Below are 23,240 nucleotides of genomic sequence, written 5' to 3' on the forward strand. Positions count from 1 at the left end.
TATAAACTTAATTTAAAAATCTTTAAAAAAAACGAATTTGTAACTCAAAAAATTGAAAAAAATTATAAAAAAAGGTTGATGAGTCATAATGATATTACATAAGAACTTCAGTGCAGATAATTTGAGTTATCACTTTTTTAAGATGAGTTGAAAATTTGAAAAAATCTAAAAAAAATAGCCGGTATCGTTTCAAGTGTAAAAATTGAGTTACAAAATTTGAAATGAAATTTTTAAAAAATCATAAAAATCTCAAATGATATTAACATGCTGTTTTTAAAAAAATATGAAGATCCTTGCCATAATTTCTGATTTTCGAAAAAGATTAAAAAAATATGGAATTGATATGCATAAATGTACAAAAATATAGCATGTAATATCATTGAGTTAACGTTGTATCTACAAGTAGTTACAAAATGCATTAAAAAAATTGATGAAAATAATAGTTTAAAATAAATATTTTAAAAAAATAAAGATTCATTATTGTTATTTAAAAATATAACTAAAAAAACTCAAGTTTTAGAATAAAATAAATAATTAAAATAGATTTTGATATTTAAAAAATTTTATGGAAAAAATCCTCCAGATTCCTGAAGTAATACTTTTTTATGAGAAAAAATTCATCGAAAATTGAAAAATTTTGTATATTGTAAAAAAATTATGGAAAAAATGATGAAAAAATTGTATACATTATACAAAAGAAAATTTTAAAAAAAGTTCAAGGAAATAGAAAAAATGTAAAATATTAAACATGAAAAAAATTAAAACTGGAATCCAATAATTTTAAAAAAAGATAAAGAAAAAAAAATGAAATTTTAGTCTAACTCAGCTATATTTTTAGTGAAATTATATGCAAAGTTAGGACATGAACAAGCATGAATATGAATGTAATTAGCTAAAGTGTTTCCAATGCTTACTCCATCCATATTATTCAATACACCTCTGCCTCTAAGGACATCAAATACTAAATCATCTGTACTGTCTATGTTGAGTTTAGTGTAATGGAATTCATGAGCACGGAAAATGTCACCCTCTTCAGATATGAGATTATCCCTATTTGAACTTGCTACAACATAATTCAATCCTTGAACTCTAGGAGTCATTTCAGCGCTGTATGGAATTGCATTTACCATTCCTAAGCCATCAATGGATTCTGATAAATAGATTAATCCGCCACATTCACCGTATATTGGTCTATCTTCCTTATGGAATTTATTGATGGATTTCAACATTGATTCATTTTGAGATAGGTCTTTCTTGAAGACTTCTGGGTATCCTCCACCAATGTAAAGGGCATCAACATCCGGAATTTCCTCATCCTTATAAGGGCTGAATGGAACTATCTTAGCGCCATTATCTTCCAGTGATTCCAATGTTTCCTTATAGTAAAAGGTGAATATCTCATCTATGGCAACACCAATTTTTATAGGAGATTTATTTCCAGTTTTCCATAGCTCTCCAGGTTTTGAGCCATTGGTGACTTCCAGATTGATTGCTTCATTATGTTCCCTATTAAATTCATCCTCATGAATGGATAAATCTACACGATGGCCATAATGATAATCATCTTCCATAGATTCTTTGGCTTTATTCTTATTGTCTTTTACAGCTGATTTGCTGGATGTTTTCATTATATCCTTTAAAGCATCCAAGTCTATATATTCCTCAGCAATATGCCCCCAAAGTTCAATATTCCTATTGATCTTTTCCTTTTCAAGAGCAGGGACCAAGCCAAGATGCCTTTCTTCCACTGCAATCTCTTCATTTCTTGGAATTCCGCCTATTACCGGAACATTTGCCAACTTTTCAACTGACTCCTTTGCCTTTAGGAAATGTCTTTGGCCTTTGACCTTATTTAAGATAACCCCTTCTATACGGACATCAGGGTCAAGTGCCTTAAAGCCCAATACAACAGCTGCTGCACTTTTCACCAAGCTTCTTGAATCCATAAGAAGAACTACAGGCGCATCTAAGGCCTTTGCAATGGATGCGGTATTACCTATATCACTGATAGGACTGATACCTTCATACAATCCTCTTACACCTTCAATAATTCCCATATTAGATTTGGATATCTTTAAAGCTCTTTCAAATGAATTGATTATTTGAAATTCATCCATGAAAAATGAATCCAAGTTCCTTGATACATTGCCTGTAGCAATTGTATGATAAGAAGGATCAATAAAATCAGGGCCAACCTTGAAGGGTTGGACATTTTCATCTTGAAGTGCCTTCATTATTCCTGTAGAAATAGTGGTTTTTCCAACAGCACTTCCAGTTCCAGCTAGTACGACTTTCATAATATTACATTAGCATATATTTTATATAAAATTTTCTTAACTCTAGAAGTAATTGTTTTAAATTTTAATTGATTTTTGATAAGAATAATAAAAATAAGGGATTTTTGAAAAAAAAGTAATACAAAAAGAATAATTATAATTTATAAGATTTATTAATATTAATATAGATATTAATAAACAGAAGATTTATAAAAAAGGGTATTTATAAAAATTATAAAATGAAAAATACTTTCTTAACAAAATCAAATATTTAAAAATTAAAAGAGGTGAATTATGTCTACATTAGAAAAAATGCAAGTTTTGGCAGATAGCGCACAATATGATCTCTGCGATTATGTCAGCCATAGCAAGAGCTCACAAGTGAATCTCCCTGGGATTTACCATGCCACTGGACATAATGGATGCAAGATACCTCTATTTAAAACATTGATGACAAACAAGTGCAAAAACGATTGCAAATATTGCATTAACCAAAGCAAACGCAATTTCACTCGTCTTGAATTAAGTCCTGAAGAACTTTCAAGAGCATTCCTGCACTACTACAACAACGGTTATGTCAATGGACTTTTTTTAAGTTCAGGAATTGGCGATACAATAGACAACACTATGGAAAAGACCATAGAGACTGCAAGAATCCTTAGAAAAGACTATGGATATGATGACTATATACATCTTAAAATCATTCCGGGAGCATCAAAGGATTCAATAAAAAGGGCCATGAGCTTGGCTAATAGGGTAAGCCTGAATATTGAAGCGGCTACAAAAGACGGCCTTAATGAAATCACAAGCACCAAGGATTACAATAAGGATATCCTGAAAAGACTTGATTGGATGAATGAAATAGCAAGAAAGAATCCGACTTTTGTAAAATCCGGCCATACAACACAATTGATTGTAGGTGCAAATGATGAAACCGACCTTGAAATCCTAAAAAGAATGGAAAGCCTGTATAAAAAAGTGGACTTGAGAAGAAGCTATTTCAGTGCATTTTCACCTGTGGAAGGAACAGAATTTGAGAAAAAGGAATCCTGCAATACAGATAGAACCGCTAAATTGTATCATGCAGATGCATTAATTAGCGATTATAAATTCGATGTTAAGGAACTTGTATTTGATGAGAACGACAAATTATCCTTAAGGGAAGACCCAAAAATTTTAGCTGCAAGGGAAATGGATATTTTCCCTGTAGAAATAAACTATGCATCATACAAGCATTTGATTAGAGTTCCGGGAATAGGCCCAAAATCTGCAAGGAAGATTATGGCCATACGCAGAAACAAGCCATTTAAAAAATTGGAAGAGCTTCAAAGAATAGGTGTTGTGGTAAAAAGGGCAGAGCCATATATAAAATTAGATGGAAATTATCAATCAGCTTTGGATAATTACTAATATACAATAAACTAATAGATAAAAAAATAATAAATACTAAAAAATAAAAAATTAAGATTATACTTATTAAATCTACTTATTAAATCAAAAAGGATAGGGAAAAATGAATGCAATAAACATTGAAGATGTAAAGGAAGAATTGAAACTCCCTGATAAGATCAGAATTTTTGATACAACCTTAAGAGATGGTGAACAGGCTCCAGGCATCGCATTAACTGTAGATGAGAAAATAAAGATAGCTCAAAAGCTTGATGAACTTGGAGTGGACACTATTGAAATGGGTTTCCCAACTGTATCAGAAGGTGAAAGAAAGGCTGCAAAAAGAATGGTTGAACTAGGCTTCAAGTCTAACATATGCGGTCTTGCAAGAGTATTGCAAAAGGATATCGATGCAGTGATCGACTCTGACTTGTCTTATGCACATTTGTTTATTGGAACTTCCCCACTTCATAGAGACTATAAGCTGAAAAAATCCAAGGAAGAGATATTGAACCAAGCCATTGAAGCGGTTGAATATGCTAAAGATCATGGCCTCACTGTTGAATTTTCAGCTGAAGATGCAACAAGGACAGAACTTAATTATCTAATAGAATTCTACAAAGGCGTTGAAGGTGCAGGAGCAGATGTGATAAATGTACCAGACACTGTTGGAATTTTAGTCCCATCCACTACAAGAGATTTAATAAGGATCTTGAGAAAGAAAATCAATGTTCCAATCAGTCTTCATTTCCATAATGACTTTGGACTTGCTGTATCAAATTCAATCATCGGGATTGAAGAAGGGGCAAACCAGGCGCATTGTACAATAAACGGTATCGGTGAAAGAGCTGGAAACACCTCTTTAGAGGAACTTGTTGTCAGCTTGAAGATAGCTTATGGTGCAAACATAGGTGTAGACACAACCAAACTTTATGACACATCCAATTTCATCGGATCAATTACAGGTATAAAGATGCCTCCTACAAAACCAATTGTTGGAGAAAATGCTTTCGCACATGAATCCGGTATCCATGTTGATGGAATATTGAAAAACAGCTCAACCTATGAACCGATTCCACCTGAACTTGTAGGCCACAAAAGAAGAATTGCCCTTGGAAAACATACCGGCCATGCTGGAATAAAGTCCAAATTGGAAGAGTTCAATATAGAAGTAAGTCCTAAGCAATTCGAAAACATTTACAATCAGGTAAAGACACTTGGTGATAAGGGTAAATGCATTACAGATGAGGATTTGAAATCCATTGCAATCACTGAATTAAGTACCAGTGGAAAAGAGTACATCAAGTTGCTTGGAATGAGCGTAATGACTGGAGAGTCAGTATCTGCAACAGCAACCGTTAGACTTTCAATTGAAGGAAAGGTTATTGAAACCTCTCAAATAGGAGTTGGTCCAGTTGATGCAGCTATCGGTGCAATCAAATCACTGGTTAAGGAAACCGTTGATATCAACCTTGAAGAGTACAGGCTTGAAGCGGTTAGTGGTGGTACTGATGCATTGGCAGAAACCTTTGTAGTGATTTCAGACAAGGATGGCCATAGGGCAACAGGAAGAGCTACTAGAGAGGACGTTATCATTTCAAGTGTGGTAGCAGTCATCAACTCAATCAATAGATTATTGGCTATTGAGAAAAATAGCTAAACTTTTTTTTATTTTTTAAACAATTTTTCATTTTACTATTTTTTCTTCTTTTACATTTTTTTATTTTTTATTATTTTTCATCTTTTTTCATTTATTATTTTTTTAATCTTTTACATTTTTTTATTTTTTATTATTTTTTTAATCTTTTTTACTATTTTTAAAAATTTATATTATAAAATTTGAAAAAAAATATTTTTCGAAACTTGAAGAAAAATTTTTTAAATTTTCATAAAATTTCAATCATACAGTACCAAGAATTAATGTCAAAATATTCCTTAATCCTGGTGCTAATCCTAATACAAATACTGTTAATTTTAATAGATTTTTGATTGTTAAGTCATCGAAATATTGGTCGATTATGTATAATACTGCAACTATGACTATAATTTTCATAGGAAATAATGTAAGATATGTATCGAATAGCTGATTTATAGCATTTGGTAAAACATGCTGTTCCACATAATTGAAGTATTCTACAGCAACATATGTTGTTGATGCATCGAACAAATGTGCAAGCACAATGGAAAAATTAATTTTATATTTTTTTATTTTTTCAATGAACTTTGAAAGATTAATCTTATCATCACTTTTGAAAATACTGTTTCGAATGTATAATGCTAAAAACACAACCCCAAGAAATACCAATAATGACAACATCCATGTCAAGATGACATTAATGAGTGCAGTGTAATTTACATTTGAAAAAAATATTATATTAGGCAATGAAAAAATAACTCCTAATGAAAATAATAAATATCTATAATCAATTCCTTTTTTATTGAATAGGTAAATACAAAATAAGAATGATAGAATTGTAATCAAACCTACAAGAATGTAAAGTCCAGGGGTGATTAGAAAAACAGTTTTTGGAAGAATTCCATTATCCACTAAAGCTCGAGTTGAAGATCCCAGAAAAATAAATGGAATGATTGAATAGAAAATTGAAAGCGGATCAATCTCCAACTTCTTAAACATTTTAATGATTGCCAATATGAAGATCACTAAAATTAGTGTATAGACTATTGTATTGAAAACAGTGTATCCAGAGAAAAAAGTAGTTTGTATAATATCTGGAAGAAAAGTGTCTACAGTAGGCATATTATCATCACATATCCATATCAATTATGATTTCAATTACTCTTCTCTTTTAGGATATCTTCTAAGGACTTTTTTTACAAAGACTTCCTTAGCTATCAGGAAATTGCTTGTCCTATGACCCATTGCCTTGCAACGTCTATGCTTAATTGCTTTTAGGATTCCATCTACAGAATCATTTCCCTTGGTATTGACTTCAGTGAATGCATCTCCTACAGATTTGAGAAAATGAGAGTCACTTGCACCTAAAGTTGCAAGTCTTTTATTGTATGCCAAAGTTTCTGCCTGCTTGTTTGAGTATCCGAAAATGTATCTCGCATTTTTTGTTTCCACTCCATCCACACCGAGATTCTTGTCAACCTTGCAGAAAAGACCATGCCTATAATATGAAAACGGATGAGGAACAATAGCTAGTCCACCTGCATCATGGATCCGGTCTACAGTTTCTACAGCAGACAACCCTTTTGGAATTATTTCATCTACACCTAATCCTAAAATATGGCCTTTGTCGGATGAAATTTCTATTGATGGAACTACAATAATGCTTCCACCATAAGACCTAGCAAGCCTTGAACCTTTTATCTCATTATGATCACTGATTGCAATAGCATCTAAACCTTTCTTTTCAGCTTGGATCAAAATATCTATAACTTCTGAACGGGAATCACCTGAATAAACACTATGGATATGTGGATCAAATTTCATATTATGCCTCGTTTATTGTATAAAATAAAATTACTATTGATTAATATTGTCAATTGTTATATTAGCATTAATCCATTATAAACTTTTTTTATATATCCGTAAATATCAGTGAAAAATTTCACAAAACTAAAAATATCTTGAAAAAAAATTTACTGTATATTCGAAAAAAGTTGCAAGGAAAAATAAAAAAGTAACTAGGAAATGAGAAAATATTAGAATAAAATTACTGAATAAAGAATAAAAGTGATAAGAAAAAATAGAAAAATAAGAAAAAATGTATGTAAATACATTGATTTTATAAGATTTTATTAAATTATTATTAAATGTAAAATTGAATCTAACTATATTATAATGATTATAATAAATATATAAATTTTATTTTTTTCTTAAGAATTCCATTGACTTTACAAGGCCAACAGTGCCTGTCATCATGACATCTCCACCTGGAGCTGCATGGTAATAGTCAAGATCAGTACCTTCAATCAATGCTCTTTTTGGACCTGCAACAATAACCTTTTCCAATTTTGAAATAGGATTCAATGCAAATGCACCATGTCCTCCTTCACCATGGACATCCTCATGCTTAATTGTTCCATCAGCAAGGGCTAAAACGAGTTCTTCGAGTCTTTGAGGGGTTAAATCTCTTGTATGGTGCTCGAATACCCCTTGTATTTTACCGTCTTCAATGGATGCTACAGTAGTATGGCCGTTTCCTATATCCATAACAACAAAGCTGTTTAGCTTTAGAACTTCCTTATCGTAGCATACTCCAGCGATTGATGCAAATTTTGTATCCATGAGAACCGGTTTAAATTCAGGATTATCTTTAGCTAATGACTTTATTACAGATTGCATCCTTGTAAAGTATTCAGGAACTTCTTCTGCCTCCATTGCAAATGTTTCAGGCTCCATAGGTTTTGGGAGCTTTTCCTTGATTTTCTCGAATCTGAAGTCCCTATCCCCCATATCCTCACTGTATCCATGATCTTGAACAGCCACTATAAGCTCATCAACCTTCAAGTCTAGGTCAAATGAAGAGAATATGTCAATCAAATGGTTTACATCCACATCTTTTAAAGAAATTTTTGTATAATTTGAATAGGCAGAATCCTTTTCATAAGCATTTTCTTCAGCAACTTCAAACCCATATGACTTTACTTGATCTATATTGTCACGGATTGTTCTTGCTGCCAAATCCTCAAAAGCAACATTATATCCTTTTTCCATATGTTCAAGACATCTATCCTTGATCTTTCCCCCACCCATAATGACGCCGTCAAAGTAAATGTCACTTTCGCATTCGGATATCATCTGGCCAATGGTTAAATGAGGAGAAGGGATGACCAATTTCATTGAATTTTCAATCTCTTTTTCACTGTCATACAATAGAATGTCTTCAGTACCGGTTCCTACATCAATAGCTAAAATTTTCATAGTTTTTTATTTATTTTGTAAATATTTAAATTTTTTTGAATTGATGAAAAAATGAATAAAAATCATTAAATTGAAAAATAATGCCTAAATATTTGTTTTTTCTTAAAAATAATGGTAGAAATATAACTTAAAGAGATTAATATTTAAGTTCTTTAATGTACAAATATGTACTACAAAGCTTTATATAGTACATTATACATAATATTAGTACAGAATGATTAAAGGACATTCTTAAAAAATTTTTACAATAGATTATTTAAAAAACAAAAAGTGATATTATGCAATACAGAATTGATTTATCCAATGACGAAGTACCAACCAAATGGTACAATATTAACGCTGATTTACCTGTAGAACTTCCTGCTCCTAAAAACAGTGAAGGAAAGGATCAAATAGGTACATTACCTCAAATATTCGTAAACGAATGTCTTAATCAAGAGTTCGCTACTGACAGATACATCAGTATCCCAAAAGAAGTAAGGGAACTCTACCAAAGATTAGGAAGGCCTACTCCTTTAGTAAGAGCAAGAGGATTAGAAGAAAAATTAAATACGCCCGCGAAAATTTATTATAAGCGAGAGGATACATCCCCTACTGGAAGTCACAAGCTAAACAGTGCAATAGCTCAAGCATACTATGCTAAAAAGGAAGGCATTGAAAGAATTACCACAGAAACCGGTGCAGGACAATGGGGTACTGCATTATCCCTTGCAGCTTCCATGATGGGAATCGATTGTACCGTTTATATGGTAAGGGTTTCATATGATCAAAAGCCTTTCAGAAAAACTATCATGCAATTGTATGATGGAGAGGTTCATGCTTCCCCAAGTGAACATACAGAAGTAGGAAGAAAAGTTCTTGCAGAACATCCAGACACTCCAGGTTCCCTTGGAATAGCTATTTCTGAAGCTGTAGAGGATGCTTTGACTGATGATAAGGTAAAATACACATTAGGAAGTGTATTGAACCACGTTATCTTGCATCAAACTACAATCGGTCAGGAAATTAAATTGCAACTTGAAAAAGTTGAAGAAGAGCCAGACACCATGATTGCTTGTGTTGGTGGAGGAAGTAACTTTGGTGGGTCATTGTTCCCATTCATTAAAGACAAGATCCAAGGCAATTCTGATACTGAATTCATAGCTGTAGAGCCTTCTGCATGTCCTACATTGACTCAAGGGGAATACAGATACGACTTTGGTGATGAAGTTGGATTCACTCCTCTCTTGAAGATGTTTACATTAGGACACAACTTCGTTGCTCCTTCTGTACATGCAGGTGGACTTAGATACCACGGTATGAACACACAAGTGTCCTTGCTTAGAGACTTAGGCTACATCAAACCTGTAGCTGTTCACCAAAGAGATGTATTTGCAGCAGGTAAAATGTTTGCAATGTGCGAAGGAGTCATTCCAGCACCTGAAACAAACCATGCAATCAAGGCAGCTATTGATGAAGCTAAAAAATGTAAGGAAACTGGTGAAGAGAAAACTATTGTTGTTAACTTCTCTGGCCATGGTTTAATGGACTTTAAAGGTTACGCAAGTTATATGGATGGATCTATGGAAAACTCCAAATAGATTTCCATTCCCTTATTTTCTTATATTTTTATTGTTTTTTGCATAGAATACTGATTTTATACGAATAAAAACTCTTGTTATCACTTATAAGTGATAACTTCTCTCTCTTTTTGATGAATTATTTCTAATATTTTCACCTATTTTTATGTATTTTTTAGGTATTTTTTCTTATATTTCTCTTATTTTTTATAATAATTTTTAGTTATAAGTTATAAGTTATAACTAATAACTTATAAAATATAAGAAATAAGTTAAAAGTAAAAACTTATAAATGAGAAATTATAAAGTAAAAGTAATAAGATATAACTTAAAACTTATATAGTATAACTTATAAATTATAATATATAAGTAATAACTAGTAAGTAATCACTAATAAGTGAAAAGAAAAAACTACTAAGTTATTCATTATAAGTTATAAAATTTAATCACTTTATTTTAGAAAAAATACTAAGGAGAATTAATATAATGGGAGAAACAATTGCCGTAATGAATCAGAAAGGCGGATGTGGAAAGACTACAACTGTAGTGAATTTAGCAACATCACTTGCAGCAATGGGAAAGGCAGTCCTTGTAGTTGATATGGATCCGCAAGCTAACGCTACAACAAGTTTTGGAATAAATAAAACAGAAATCAAGAAAACAGTATACACAGCTTTAGTAAACGAATGCAGTGTTCAAAAAGCTACAATTCCTACAAAAATCGAAAACCTATTCATACTTCCAAGCAATATCGACTTAAGCGGTATCGAAGTGGAATTGAGCAAGGAAGCAAACTATCATATAGCTTTAAAGAACTTGCTTGAACCGATCAAAGGCATTTTTGACTACATTATAATAGACCTTCCACCATCTCTTGGAATAATTACAATAAATTCATTGATAGCTGCAGACAGCGTATTGATACCAATCCAAGCAGAATACTTTGCACTTGAAGGATTGGCTGACTTGATGAACACAATCAAGCTTGTCGAAACAAGATTAAGAAGTCCAACACCTATCAAGGGAATACTTCTAACATTGTATGATGCAAGAACCAGGTTAGGAAGAGAAGTATATTCCGAACTTAAAAAATACTTCAAGGACAAGGAATACGTATTCAATACAGTCATTCCAAGGAACATACGTTTGGCAGAAGCTCCAAGTTATGGAAAACCATGTATTGTCTATGATCCAGAAAGTAAAGGAGCAATAGCTTACTTGAAACTTGCTAAGGAAATATTGGAAAGGGATGGAAAATAAAGATGAATAATTGATTCAAGAATAATGATTTTGATGATTATAAATTATAATTAAATATTAAATTTTTAACACGAAAGGGTTTGGTAAAATGGCTAAAAAGGAAAAAAATACAGGATTAGGAAGAGGATTGGATTCATTGATTCCAAAAATCGAAGAGACAGAAGTTGAAGAAGGAATAAGTCTTGAAGATTTATTAAGGGAATCCGAAGATGAGTCAAAAACTTTTGAAGAACTGGTTGAAGAAGTCGAAGAGGAATTCGAAGGTGAAGATGACCTTCAGGTTTTAGAAAAATCTGCTGATGATGAAGAGGAAAAACAAAAAGACTCATCTGAATACACAAATGTTTTCTTCAATGATGATGAAAAAGTGGAAGAAGATGGTGCAAAAGATGAAGAAAAAATCAGCTCTGAAAAAAGTGTAGAAAATATTGATTCTACAATTAATTTAAATGAAGAAACTGATACAAGTAGTGAAATTATTGAAGCTTCTGATGATTTAAAAGAAGTTGGTAGTCTTCTTTCTGAAAAAGAAGAGAAACTGATAGATGAAGTCATCGAAACTGTAGAAAAAAATCCAAGAATCACTTTATGGTCTGCAAAATCAGCAGCCGTACTAAGGTACTTGAGAAAAACCGAACCTGAATTCAGCATAAGCAGTGAAGCATCAGACTTGATAGATGCTGCAATAGCTGAAAAGTATCCTGAAATTTGGACATTGTTTAATCATTTGTAAGATACTTACTAAATCTAAATTATGATTATCCACATAACATCAATAAATCAAAGGATTGGTAGATGATTGGAATCTTAATTGATTCCATTATCTATCAATTAAAAAGATGAAAATTTTAAAAATTTTTTAATAGCTAATTTTAATTTAAATAAAAAATAATTTATACTAAATTACAACACGGGGATTGAAATGAAATTAGGATTTTCACTTCTTTCACTTTTCATGAAAGATGTAAATGAAATGCTTGATATAGCAGTTGAAAATGGATTTGATAGTGTTGAACTATTGGCTGAAGGCCCATACAGACCTGATGAAATGCTTGGAAATAAGGAAATCACTGAAGTCTTTCACTCATATGACTTGGACATCTACATGCATGCAGTAAACGTTGACATAAACCTTGCAAGCCTTAATCCGGGAATACGTAAGGAGTCAGTGAAGCAGACCAAGGATTGCCTTGACCTTGCAGATGAGATAGGTGCAATAGGCATAACAGCACATCCAGGAAAAATCGGTAGGCCTGAAAAATACCTAAGGGATATGGCACTTGAATTCTTGACTGAATCAACCCATGAACTGGTGGCATATGCTGAAGATAAGGAAGCGAAAATATCCATTGAAAACATGCCAGAACGCTTTTCATATCTTGGAAACCGTGCTTATGAATTGGAAAACCTGACCAATGAAACAGGCTGTAACATTACTATAGACTTAGGCCATGTAAATACATGTGAAGACCAATTGAGTTTCTTTAAAATACCTAATATTCTTTACAATCACATAAATGACAATGATGGAATAAAGGATAAGCATCAGGCAATCGGTGACGGTACCCTTGACTTGAACTTATTGAAATATGTAAAAAATGGAATCATTGAATTGAATAATTTCGATAATGTAATGAAGAGCAAAAAGGTAATAGATGATTTCTTAAGTGAAAATAAGTAAAAAAAGAAAATAAGAATTAAAATAGATAGTCTAAAAATCAATTTGAAGAACTTCTGAGATGTCTTCTATGACAAAATCAGCATACCCTTTCAATTTGTCTGGAAAATCGCCATCTTTCTGTTCTGTTGTTAAAACAGCACTATCCGCTTGCTCAAATGCCAAAATGTCATTTGGGCCATCACCAACCATCATGACTTTATAACCTTCTTCCTGAAGATTTGATACGATTTCAGCTTTTCTATGTGTGCTTGCTGTAGCAAAGGCATGGTCTTCAGGTATTCCAGTAATGCTTGCAAGCCTTTTTATTGCACCGGATCTATCCCCTGAAGCTATGAAAACATCTATATCCTTATCCTGAAGCTTGGCTATTGTGTCCTTTACACCACTGAACAATTGGCCTGCAGAAGTTATTGTGTAAGCTATTCTCTCTTCTGCAATGTCTATGATGACAGCAGATCCATTGCACAATTCCATTTGAGGCACCCTTTCCTTCAATAGTGGGAAAGTGTCTGTAATGTCCTTGATGATTGCAGTATCCTTCTCCAGAATAGCTGTGATTTCCTCTTTTGAAACATCTGTTGAATAATAGCTGATGTCAAATTCTATGTTGTTTTCCAATACAAAATCGCTTATCAATGTATTTGGATCCAAGTCCTTTAGACGAGTTGTATTGAATTGAAGAACTACAAGTGCAGCATTCAAGCAAGTGTCAATCAAGTCCAAAGAGTTTACATGAGTTATCAATTCTCCTGTAGACACATCCTTAATAACCCTGAACCTTTCCAACAATGTTCCTGAGTTATCGAATACAATAGCTTTTTTAGTCATTATATCAGCTCAAATTAATAAGTAATTATAATTATGGATAAATCATATATTAAATTTATTGAAAGAAAGTGAAAAATAAGATATCCGTGAAAAAAATGATGCTTGAAGAAAAATTAGAATTGAAAAACATTTGCCTTAGAAACCGTATAGTTATGCCTCCTATGGCAAGGGAAGCGAGCATTGAAGGAAAGCCAAGTGATGAACTGATTGATTACTACAAGAAAAGAGCGGAATATACTGGCCTCATAATTACAGAACATGCTTATATTTCTTTAGAAGGAAAGTCAAGTCAAAGACAGCTTTCCATGGCAGATGATTCTGTAATAGATAGCTTTAAAAAATTGACAGATGCCATTCACAAGGAAAACTGTTTTGCAATAGCCCAATTGAATCATGCAAGGCCTCAATCAATTGCATATGACAAGTCAAATATAAACAACATGACAAGAGAGGATATTGAAAAAGTCAAAAAGGATTTTATAAATGCCTCAATAAGAACCAAAAAAGCGGGTTTTGATGGCGTTGAAATACATGCCGCTCACGAATACCTATTAAATCATTTCTATTCCCCTCTCACAAACAAAAGAACCGATAAATATGGGGGAAATCTTGAAAATCGCTTGAGATTGGCTAATGAAATCATTCAGGAAGTTCGAAAGTCTGTAGGTGAAGAGTACATTCTAGCCATTCGTTTTGGTGCTTATGATTATTGGGAAGGGGGAAGCAAATTAGAGGAAATTCCAATAGCTGTCAGATCTTTCATAGATTCTGGAGTGGATTTGATTGACATTAGCGGCGGTCTTTGCAGATTTCAAAATCCATATGACAGAGCGCCAGGATACTTTAAGGAACTCAGTAAAATAGCTAAAGAGGCATCTTCCGTTCCAGTGATTCTTACTGGAGGTGTAAAAAAAGCAAGAGATGCTGAAAATCTGCTGAAAGAGGGATATTGTGACCTTATTGGCATTGGCAGGGCTATGATAATGGATGCTGAATGGTCTAAAAAGGCATTGAAATCATTGGAAAACATGCAATAGCACTTATCCTAACTTATATCTAACTTATTTTCTGACTTATATTCTAACTAATAGTTTATATAACTTGAAAAATATAATTATATTATTATATAAAAATCATTGTCAAAATTATTAAATATTTGATTAGATATTATTGATTATCGAAGATTACTTAATCATAATTACAATGTTTTAAAAGAAAGTAAGGTGTTTTAATGAATATCCTTGAAAAATTAAATGCAATTAAAAATCAAGAAATTACTGCAAAGGAAAATGTAGAAGCTTACATTAAGGTTATTGAAGAAAAGAATGATGATATTAACGCTTTTCTTGAATTAAATAAAGAAGCAGCTATCGCTAAAGCAGAAGAGATTGATGCTAAAATAAAGGCTGGAGAAGAAGTCGGTGCTCTTGCTGGTTTAGTGTTTGGTATTAAAGCTAACATCAATGTAGAAGACTTTATCATATCTGCTGCATCCAAAACCTTAGAAGATTATATCGGAAGCTATGATGCAACTGTAGTTAAGAAAATCAAGGCTGAAGATGGAATCATCATAGGAATCAACAACATGGATGAATTCGCAGCAGGAAGTTCAACTGAAACCTCATACTATGGAGCTGTAAACAACCCAGCTGCACCTGGAAGAATCCCTGGTGGTTCAAGTGGAGGAAGTGCAGCAGCAGTTGCAGCGGAAATGTGTGACATTGCAATCGGTTCCGATACTGGTGGATCTATCAGAAACCCATCTTCCCACTGTGGAGTGCTTGGTATGAAACCTACTTACGGTGCAGTTTCAAGACAAGGATTGCTTGACTTGTCAATGAGTTTAGACCAAATCGGTCCTATGGCTCGTGACATCACTGGAATCACCCTTGCTTTAGACACTATTGTCGGATACGACCCTACCGAATGTACCACATTGAAATGGGACGCTCCAAACTTCACTGAAATAGCCGAGTCTGTCAAGGATGCTGAAAAGCCATTGGCAGGAATGAAAATAGCTACCTGTAAGCAGTTCAAGGAAGTCACCAATGATGAAATCAATGCAATCATTGATGAATCCGTTGCAAAGCTAGAGGAGTTAGGTGCAGAAGTAGTGGAATTGAGTTTCAACTACATTGACATTTGTCTTCCTACTTACTATCTCATCAACTATGTGGAATTCTTCTCTGCTACCAGAAAATACGATGGAAGAAAATACGGTTCCAGAATCGAAGAGGTATGTGGTGAGGAAGTTCTCAGAAGAATCCAAATGGGTTCATACATTTCACAAAAGGAATTCAGCGGCAAATACTATCAAAAAGCGCTTCAAGCAAGGACAGTCATTAGAAATGAAATCAATGAAATGCTTGAAGGCGTTGACTTGATTGTAGGTCCAACCGTTCCTAAATTGCCACACAAATTAGGTGAGAAGTTAGAGCCTATGGAAATGTATGCATACGACGTGCTTACCGTAATTGCTAACTTGGCAGGTATTCCAGCTGCAAGCGTAAAGGCTGGTGAAGTCGAAGGCATTCCTGTAGGATTGCAATTGCAGGCAAAACCTCAAGACGATGCAAAAATTGTTCAGGCCATGGCTGCATTTGAGTATGCTAAATAAGTTTAAACAACCAATAGCTATTCTAGCTATTACCTTACTTTTTTTATTTTTTTAATATATTGACTGATCTTTACTTTTTTTATAATTTAATGAGGCTTGAAAATGACAGAGAATTCATCAAATAAACCTAACAATTCCAAAAAGAGAAACCGGAACAATTCCAACAATTCCAATAAAAAGCTAATGAAGGAAATCAGCAGGCTAAAGGAAGAGCTTGAAATAAAAAGTGAGCAAATCCAGGAATTGGAATATGAGTTATCCCTAAAGGATGAAAAGATAGAGGATATCAGAAACGATTTGGAATTGAAAACTGTGGAAATTGATGAATACGGCCAAAAGATAGAGGAAAAGGATCAAAAAATCACCAATCTCAACAACACCCTCATTAAATACAAGTTTGAAAAGGAAAAGCTTGACTTGAAGCTAAAGAATGAAATCAACTATGAAAAGTCCAGAATGAAAGAGATGGATGACTTGGAGGAGAAAATCAATGAGAAAATAGCTATCATTGATGACAAGCAGGATCAAATCAACTATCTAAGAAGCCTAATCAATGACTATAAGGAACAGGTCAAAAGCAATACTGACAATTTGGAATTGCAGCTTAAGAAGATAACAAGAACATATGACAATCTCCTCTCTCAAAAGGATTCAATCATTGAAAAGCAGGATAAGACAATTGAGGAAATGATTGATTCTGCAAAGCAATTGGCTAAGGACAATAATGCTACCATAACAAGTCTTGAACTCCAGATTGGAAATTATAGAGAGCTATTGAAAAAGTATGAATAAGAAAATTTATTCTTTTTAAAAAATAGTAGATAGAATTAAATAGAATAGATAAATTATGCTTATTTTAAAAAAATAGAAAAATAGTAAATATTGAAATTTACTATCCTAAACGTTATTCATAGAATAAATAAACGAAGGGAGCGTTAACTCATAATACCCCTCTTCATAATTCAAGTTCAAGTCATCTGGATTGTTTATGGAATAGCCGCATTCAGCGCATCTATAACCATTTCCTGAACTATAAATAGCTTCGCTTCCACAGTTTGGACATGTTTCAGCACCGTCTCCATCACCTGAACTTCCACTTCTTAATGCAAATGGATTATTATTAGATGAAGATTTAGAGTTCTTAGCTCTCTCTTCAGCTTCCCTTTGAGCTTTTTCCTTTTGCGCCTTCAAATCTTTGAGATGACTTTCTACACTGATTACATAATGGTCATATTCTCCACCTATAAGCAATCCATTGCCGTTTTTATCGCAACGCTCAAAGATGTTGTATAAGTCTGAATCTGAAATGGTGAATTCTGAATTATGATTATAATATCTCACTTCATCAAAACTCAATCCGCCATCTCCATCAGTGTCCAGGTCTACAAAATCAATGTATTTTGTAGGTGTTTCCTCTGTAAATGAATCCAATGGAATTCCTAAAATCGCATGACCTAAAAGAGTGATTATCATTAAAACAAGATAAACAGCACAGCATCCAACTATAATTTTTTTGATAGTGCCCATTTCATTGAATTTACTTATCATATCATCTATGCCTGACATGAATTACCCCCTTATAAAAATTAATCAATTAAATATCAATGGTTAAAACAACCTCATCTCCATCTTTGAAATTGTATTTGTCCCTTAACTTGTCCTTGGATATGAATTCCAAATAATTCTCATCATGAGTTGTCTTGTCTGGAAATACAATAGCTCCTTCTATGTCCTTGTTTAAATGAGCTCGAATATACCTTACTGCACCGAATCCTTGATCTGGCTTTATAAGATTCTTGCAGCTGTTTTTCATTAATCGTATATCCTCAAGCTTATCCTCTTCCACAATGAGGTTTAAGGTTCCAGGAAATGGGGTGAATCCGCATTTTTCCCTAAATTGATTCTTATAGAAATCCTGGCCTAAAAAATATGCTGCCTTTCCCAATCCTGTTGTAACTATTCCTGTAATTTCCATTATAATCCCTAATAAAGTATATAATTATTTTTTTGATAATTAATTAAATTGATGAATGAATAAGTAAATTGATAGATAAATAAAATATCTAAATTTAAAGTGATCTTAACTGAACAAATGAATCCTTATCGCTGGAAACGTAATTTCTGATTGAAGTGCTGTTTCTATTCTCAAACTCTACCATTCCATCCTTTCCATCAAAGGTGAATGTGAGATTTCCATTTTTAACATCATCATAATCAAATGTGCACATGATTTTTCCATCATATGAAATTGAATAGCTTGAATCCTTTTCAAAGTTTCCAACTGAAGACAAGATGGATTCATTATCTAAAGTCAAATTGAAGAATGTTGCATTAGTGGATTTTGGACTGATGTCAAATTCAACGAATCCTTCCATTACATCGCTTAAGTTATTGAATTGAATATTATGCTTTACTGTTATGCCTTGGAAAACCTCTGTCAAGCGACTGTTTGGTATGACTTCACCATCAGAGAGATCCAATCCACGTTTTACCTTTGATGGCAATCTGAATCTGTCTCCATTATCCCCTTCTTTTGTGCCGTTTATAAAGTATGACTTGCCATCAATAATCATCGTATCGTTTTCAGTCATTTCCAATGTGCTTAATGCGTCTGCAGGAACTCTTAAAATATCTGTTTCATTCTCTAAAGCGCTGTCGATGGTATATGGCCCTCTAACAGAAATGGTTTGCTGGTTATGGTCAGCTGGAGCATAAACAAAGTTCCTTGAAGTAAGCTCTACAGAGATTTTACCGTCATCAAAACTGGCTGCAGATAAGAATGTGGAAAGCATCAATATTAAAATCACTCCTGCAACAATCAAAGGAAAGTGCATTCTTACAAATGATTGCAATGATGCCCTTGTATTGCTTTTCTTTAGAATAGGTATAGACCTTCTGATGATTCTTATAAAGTAAAGAACTGTCAACACTACACCAACAAATGCAATAAAGACTGAGACAAAAACAGGTATGAATGGCACAAAGAATATCATGAAAAGGCCTAAAATGATTAAGGACAATCCCATAATGGCCATTCTAATATAGTTACCTAACTTATCCATCATTGTAACACGGCCATATTCTACAGCCCTGTCAATAATTGTTCTGACAACTTCATTAGCCATCTTGTTCAAATCGGCAAGTGGGGACATGTCATGACTAATGTCTCCAATATCAACTTCCAAAATCTTGATTCCGTGAACATCAGCATCAAGTACAATACCAACATCCACACCGTAATCCTTTTCAAATCTTATTTTATTCAATGCAGAACGCTTACCTGCAAACTGACCGCTTAAAGGCTGTTCATAATTAAGTTCAGGGAAGAAGAATCCTAAAAGAGGCTTTGCAGTAAGCTCTGTTACACGACCGCTTTCCCTTGCAAACTTGGTTTTGGTAATGTCAGTCTGGTCCTCTAATATCGGCCTTATGATCTTATCTATCTTTTCTGAAGTGAAGTTAGAAATGTCTGCATCTATAAAAGCTACAATATTTCCATGAGAGTTTTTAAAACCTGTTTTAATAGCTGAACCTTTACCTTCATTCATGATGTGGCTTATTACAGTAGCTCCAGCATTTTCAGCTTCCTCTACAGTTCTGTCAGTGGATCCATCATCAACTACGATAACTTCAGTCACATATGATAACTTGCGAGCTACGCTAACCACTTTAGCAACAGTGGCTTCTTCATTATATGCGGGAATAACAATGGAAACTGATTTGTCAGAACCCTTAGTTGTTTTGATTGAAGCAAGCAAAAACACTAAAATCACTACTAGCCAAGACACCTTTTCACCTCTTAAACATTGATTTATTTAAAATCTCATAGAAATTCAAAATAGTATAATATATTTATTATGTTTTAAGAATGTATAAATCTTATTATTTTTTTAAAAAATTAGAGGAATAAGTTCGTAGCCCATGAAATGAAAAGATTAAAAATAGCTATGAAAAAAGTAAGAAAAAGATATTAAAAACTAATAAAAAAAGAAAAAAGAAAGTTATCACAAAAATGTGATAACCATTTTTAAAACTAGAGTCCGAAGAATACGTATAATGCGAATATGATAACCATTATCCACATAATTGGGCTGAACTCTTTAGCTTTACCGGTAGCAATGGATGCAATTGCGTAAGTGACGAATCCCCATGCGATACCTAAGGAAATGGAGTAGGTTAAAAGCATCATGATGATTGTCATGAATACGGAAGCAGCTACAACCATGTTGTCCCAGTCTACTTCTTTTAATTGTACGATCATTAAGATACCTACAATTACTAATGCTGCAGCAGTTACAGAAGAAGTAAACAATGCTAAAACGGTAGGAGCAAAGATAAGTGCAAGTAAGAAGAAAATACCGGTGAATACAGCGGTTAATCCAGTTCTACCACCAAGACCAATACCAGTTGCACTTTCTACGTATGCGGTTAAGGTTGAAGTACCTAAAATAGCACCAATGATTCCACTGATTGCGTCCCCAAGGAAAGCTTTGTCAATACCATCAGCGTTACCCTCTTCATCAACGAATCCACATTGATTTGCTAAAGGAATTAAGGTTCCAGTAGTATCAAAGAAAGTCACGAATAATAAAGAGAACAAGATCATGATTAAGTTAGGGATGTTAGAGAATAATTGGGTGAAGCCTTTTGCAAATGCTCCAACTACAGAAGTATCAAAACTAAATGAAATGAATTCTGAAGGAATGGAAGGCATTAACATATCTCCAGCACCGAAACCAGCTAAAGTAAAGATTACACCTAAAATTGCAGTTATCACTAAACCAAGGAATACAGCTGCAGGTACTTTCTTAATGTATAAGATTAAGGTAAGTAAAATACCAATTACTGCTAAAAGTGCAGGAGCGGATAAGATGGAACCCATACCTACTAAAGTAGCAGGGTCAGCTACGATAATTCCAGCACCTTTCAATCCGATAAATGCTAAGAAGAAACCAATACCGGCACCAATTGCTAATTTTAAGTCAAATGGAAGTGCGTTGAGAATAGCTTCCCTTAAACCGGAAATGGTAATTAATAAAAAGATTATACTTGAAACAAATACAGCTGCGAGTGCAGTTTCCCAAGTGTTACCCATAGTTAAGATAATTGTATAGGTAAACAATGCATTCATACCCATACCAGGAGCAAGACCAACAGGGTATTTGGAAATAAGACCCATGATGATACAAGAGACCCCTGAAGCAAGAGCAGTTGCGAAAAATACTCCTGTTGCAGGCATTCCACCTTCAGCAAGCATGTTAGGGTTTACACCTAAAATGTAAGCCATTGCTAAAAAGGTGGTTAAACCAGCAAGTAACTCAGTTTTTAGATCCGTATTATTTTCGTCTAATTTAAAAAATTTGTTTAACATAAAACACCTCAAGTATGAAAACTAAAAATGAGATAAAGTTTTCTACAATATTATTTTTTTATTATTATTTATTAAATTTTTCTTATTTTTTTAATACTTTTTAAATAATTCTTAAAATTACATCCCCTTATTAACTTGCTCCTAATTCTATAAGTGAAAACCAAAACCACATAACTTATGCTTCCCTAAAAACTGCATATACTAATTAAATATTATATATTAGTAAAACTAAATATAGATATAATATAAAATTATATTGTAATTTTTACATCTTGAGAATGGAAAGAGGAGAAATTAAATGATTCCAAAAGTAATGATAATTCTTGGAAGTGCTTCCGATAAGGAAATAGCTATTAAATCAATAAAGATATTGGAAAAACTTCAAATCCCATATAGCTTAAAAGTGGCTTCTGCACATAGAACCCATGATAAGGTTAAAAGACTCGTTATGGATGCAACTAACCTAGGAGTGGAAGTCTTCATAGGGATTGCAGGTCTCGCTGCTCACTTGCCTGGTGCAATAGCTGCATACACACATAGGCCAGTTATTGGAGTTCCTGTTGACGGTGCAGTTGGAGGACTTGATGCATTGTATGCATGTGTGCAAATGCCTTTCCCTACAGCAGTTACAACCGTAGGAATAAACAGAGGAGACAATGCTGCAATACTTGCTGGAGAAATCATAGCAAGCTATGATAAGGAAGTAGCCGAAAGAATCTCTGCATTGCGTGTAGAATATCAGGAAAAGGTAGAATCTGGTGAAAAGGAGCTTATTGAAAGTCTTGAAGGGGAACACTTCCAAAAAGACTTTTTGGCTGAAGAAAATTATGAAAAGATTGATTTTGAAGAGTTAGATGACACTCCAGATGTAATGATACTTGCAGGAAGCTATTCTGATATGGAAATAGCTAAAAATGTGGCTATTTTACTTGAAAGAATGCAAATTGAATATAAATTAGATTACATTTCTCCAATCAGACATGCAAAAGACTTTGAATCCTATATGAGCAAAAGAAACAATGCTAAATTATTCATTGCCATAAGCGGTTTGTCTGCACTTGTGGCAGGATCTGTTGTTGCATTGACTGAAAAACCTGTTATTGGTGTGCCATGTTCCAAAAAGCTAGATGGACAAGACGCTCTCTTGACTATGGCAAATATGCCTCCAGGAGTGCCTGTTGGGACAGTTGGAATAGATAATGGAAGAAATGCAGCAATCGTTGCAGGAGAAATCCTTGCAATATCAAATAAGCAAATTGAAGAAAACTTAAAATGGATTAAATACAAGAATGCTGACTTATAATGAATTTAATGAAATCATATAAATTAATTAAAACAAAACACTGACTAAAATTTTGAGATGAG

Annotated in this window: 19 protein-coding genes; 10 read left to right on the forward strand and 9 right to left on the reverse strand. The window is 33.4% G+C overall.

What is annotated here, in order from left to right:
• Positions 1–812: 812 nt before the first annotated feature.
• Positions 813–2,297: a cobyrinate a,c-diamide synthase gene (locus tag ACJMLB_RS03550; protein WP_405323728.1), complete on the reverse strand. Its 1,485-nt coding sequence runs from the start codon at positions 2,295–2,297 to the stop codon at positions 813–815.
• A gap of 273 nt (positions 2,298–2,570) precedes the next feature.
• On the opposite strand from ACJMLB_RS03550, the gene ACJMLB_RS03555 reads away from it, so the two are divergent.
• Both ACJMLB_RS03555 and ACJMLB_RS03560 read left to right on the forward strand, forming a co-directional pair.
• Complete coding sequence (locus tag ACJMLB_RS03555; protein WP_405323730.1) at positions 2,571–3,686, forward strand: radical SAM protein; 1,116 nt, start codon at positions 2,571–2,573, stop codon at positions 3,684–3,686.
• A 112-nt stretch (positions 3,687–3,798) separates the two neighbouring features.
• On the forward strand, positions 3,799–5,325 hold the full coding sequence (locus tag ACJMLB_RS03560; protein ID WP_405324071.1) for a 2-isopropylmalate synthase: 1,527 nt from the start codon (positions 3,799–3,801) through the stop codon (positions 5,323–5,325).
• Between the two features lie 240 nt (positions 5,326–5,565).
• Here ACJMLB_RS03560 and ACJMLB_RS03565 read toward each other — a convergent pair whose 3' ends face one another.
• From ACJMLB_RS03565 to ACJMLB_RS03575, 3 genes are all read right to left on the reverse strand, one after another.
• Positions 5,566–6,423, reverse strand: a complete 858-nt coding sequence (locus ACJMLB_RS03565; protein ID WP_405323732.1) for a DUF63 family protein — start codon at positions 6,421–6,423, stop codon at positions 5,566–5,568.
• A 36-nt stretch (positions 6,424–6,459) separates the two neighbouring features.
• On the reverse strand, positions 6,460–7,125 hold the full coding sequence (locus tag ACJMLB_RS03570) for a PHP-associated domain-containing protein (RefSeq protein ID WP_405323734.1): 666 nt from the start codon (positions 7,123–7,125) through the stop codon (positions 6,460–6,462).
• Between the two features lie 375 nt (positions 7,126–7,500).
• Positions 7,501–8,559: a DUF1786 domain-containing protein gene (locus ACJMLB_RS03575; protein WP_405323736.1), complete on the reverse strand. Its 1,059-nt coding sequence runs from the start codon at positions 8,557–8,559 to the stop codon at positions 7,501–7,503.
• Between the two features lie 278 nt (positions 8,560–8,837).
• On the opposite strand from ACJMLB_RS03575, the gene ACJMLB_RS03580 reads away from it, so the two are divergent.
• From ACJMLB_RS03580 to ACJMLB_RS03595, 4 genes are all read left to right on the forward strand, one after another.
• The gene (locus ACJMLB_RS03580; RefSeq protein ID WP_405323738.1) at positions 8,838–10,139 is read left to right on the forward strand and encodes a TrpB-like pyridoxal phosphate-dependent enzyme; all 1,302 of its coding nucleotides are present in this window, start codon (positions 8,838–8,840) and stop codon (positions 10,137–10,139) included.
• A 465-nt stretch (positions 10,140–10,604) separates the two neighbouring features.
• Positions 10,605–11,378 carry a ParA family protein gene (locus ACJMLB_RS03585; RefSeq protein WP_296869680.1) on the forward strand — a complete coding sequence of 258 codons (774 nt, stop codon included), beginning with the start codon at positions 10,605–10,607 and terminating at the stop codon, positions 11,376–11,378.
• Positions 11,379–11,466: 88 nt separating this feature from the next.
• Positions 11,467–12,111, forward strand: coding sequence for an AAA family ATPase (locus ACJMLB_RS03590; RefSeq protein WP_405323741.1), 645 nt, complete (start codon positions 11,467–11,469; stop codon positions 12,109–12,111).
• 189 nt (positions 12,112–12,300) lie between these two features.
• A complete protein-coding gene (locus tag ACJMLB_RS03595) occupies positions 12,301–13,059 on the forward strand; it encodes a sugar phosphate isomerase/epimerase family protein (RefSeq protein ID WP_405323743.1) in 759 nt (252 codons plus the stop codon).
• A gap of 30 nt (positions 13,060–13,089) precedes the next feature.
• On the opposite strand, the gene ACJMLB_RS03600 is transcribed toward ACJMLB_RS03595, so the two are convergent.
• A complete protein-coding gene (locus ACJMLB_RS03600; RefSeq protein WP_405323745.1) occupies positions 13,090–13,887 on the reverse strand; it encodes an HAD family hydrolase in 798 nt (265 codons plus the stop codon).
• Positions 13,888–13,982: 95 nt separating this feature from the next.
• On the opposite strand from ACJMLB_RS03600, the gene ACJMLB_RS03605 reads away from it, so the two are divergent.
• The 3 genes from ACJMLB_RS03605 (at position 13,983) to ACJMLB_RS03615 (ending at position 17,296) form a co-directional block, all read left to right on the forward strand.
• Positions 13,983–14,924 carry an NADH:flavin oxidoreductase gene (locus tag ACJMLB_RS03605; protein WP_405323747.1) on the forward strand — a complete coding sequence of 314 codons (942 nt, stop codon included), beginning with the start codon at positions 13,983–13,985 and terminating at the stop codon, positions 14,922–14,924.
• A 194-nt stretch (positions 14,925–15,118) separates the two neighbouring features.
• On the forward strand, positions 15,119–16,504 hold the full coding sequence (gene gatA, locus ACJMLB_RS03610; protein ID WP_405323749.1) for an Asp-tRNA(Asn)/Glu-tRNA(Gln) amidotransferase subunit GatA: 1,386 nt from the start codon (positions 15,119–15,121) through the stop codon (positions 16,502–16,504).
• Between the two features lie 102 nt (positions 16,505–16,606).
• Positions 16,607–17,296 (forward strand): glycosyl transferase, encoded by a 690-nt coding sequence (locus tag ACJMLB_RS03615; RefSeq protein WP_405323751.1) that lies wholly within the window; start codon positions 16,607–16,609, stop codon positions 17,294–17,296.
• Positions 17,297–17,401: 105 nt separating this feature from the next.
• Here the strand turns inward: ACJMLB_RS03615 and ACJMLB_RS03620 are convergent, their stop codons facing one another.
• From ACJMLB_RS03620 to ACJMLB_RS03635, 4 genes are all read right to left on the reverse strand, one after another.
• Positions 17,402–18,070: a hypothetical protein gene (locus ACJMLB_RS03620; protein WP_405323753.1), complete on the reverse strand. Its 669-nt coding sequence runs from the start codon at positions 18,068–18,070 to the stop codon at positions 17,402–17,404.
• A 28-nt stretch (positions 18,071–18,098) separates the two neighbouring features.
• Positions 18,099–18,479: a DUF120 domain-containing protein gene (locus ACJMLB_RS03625; protein ID WP_405323755.1), complete on the reverse strand. Its 381-nt coding sequence runs from the start codon at positions 18,477–18,479 to the stop codon at positions 18,099–18,101.
• Between the two features lie 94 nt (positions 18,480–18,573).
• Positions 18,574–20,292, reverse strand: a complete 1,719-nt coding sequence (locus ACJMLB_RS03630; RefSeq protein ID WP_405323756.1) for a glycosyltransferase — start codon at positions 20,290–20,292, stop codon at positions 18,574–18,576.
• Positions 20,293–20,537: 245 nt separating this feature from the next.
• On the reverse strand, positions 20,538–21,875 hold the full coding sequence (locus ACJMLB_RS03635) for an NCS2 family permease (RefSeq protein WP_405323758.1): 1,338 nt from the start codon (positions 21,873–21,875) through the stop codon (positions 20,538–20,540).
• 298 nt (positions 21,876–22,173) lie between these two features.
• Between ACJMLB_RS03635 and purE the strand changes: the two genes are divergently transcribed.
• Positions 22,174–23,178 (forward strand): 5-(carboxyamino)imidazole ribonucleotide mutase, encoded by a 1,005-nt coding sequence (purE, locus tag ACJMLB_RS03640; RefSeq protein ID WP_405323760.1) that lies wholly within the window; start codon positions 22,174–22,176, stop codon positions 23,176–23,178.
• Positions 23,179–23,240: the final 62 nt, after the last annotated feature.

The sequence above is a fragment of the Methanobrevibacter sp. genome (genome assembly GCF_045114555.1).
Classification (GTDB): Archaea; Methanobacteriota; Methanobacteria; order Methanobacteriales; family Methanobacteriaceae; genus Methanobrevibacter.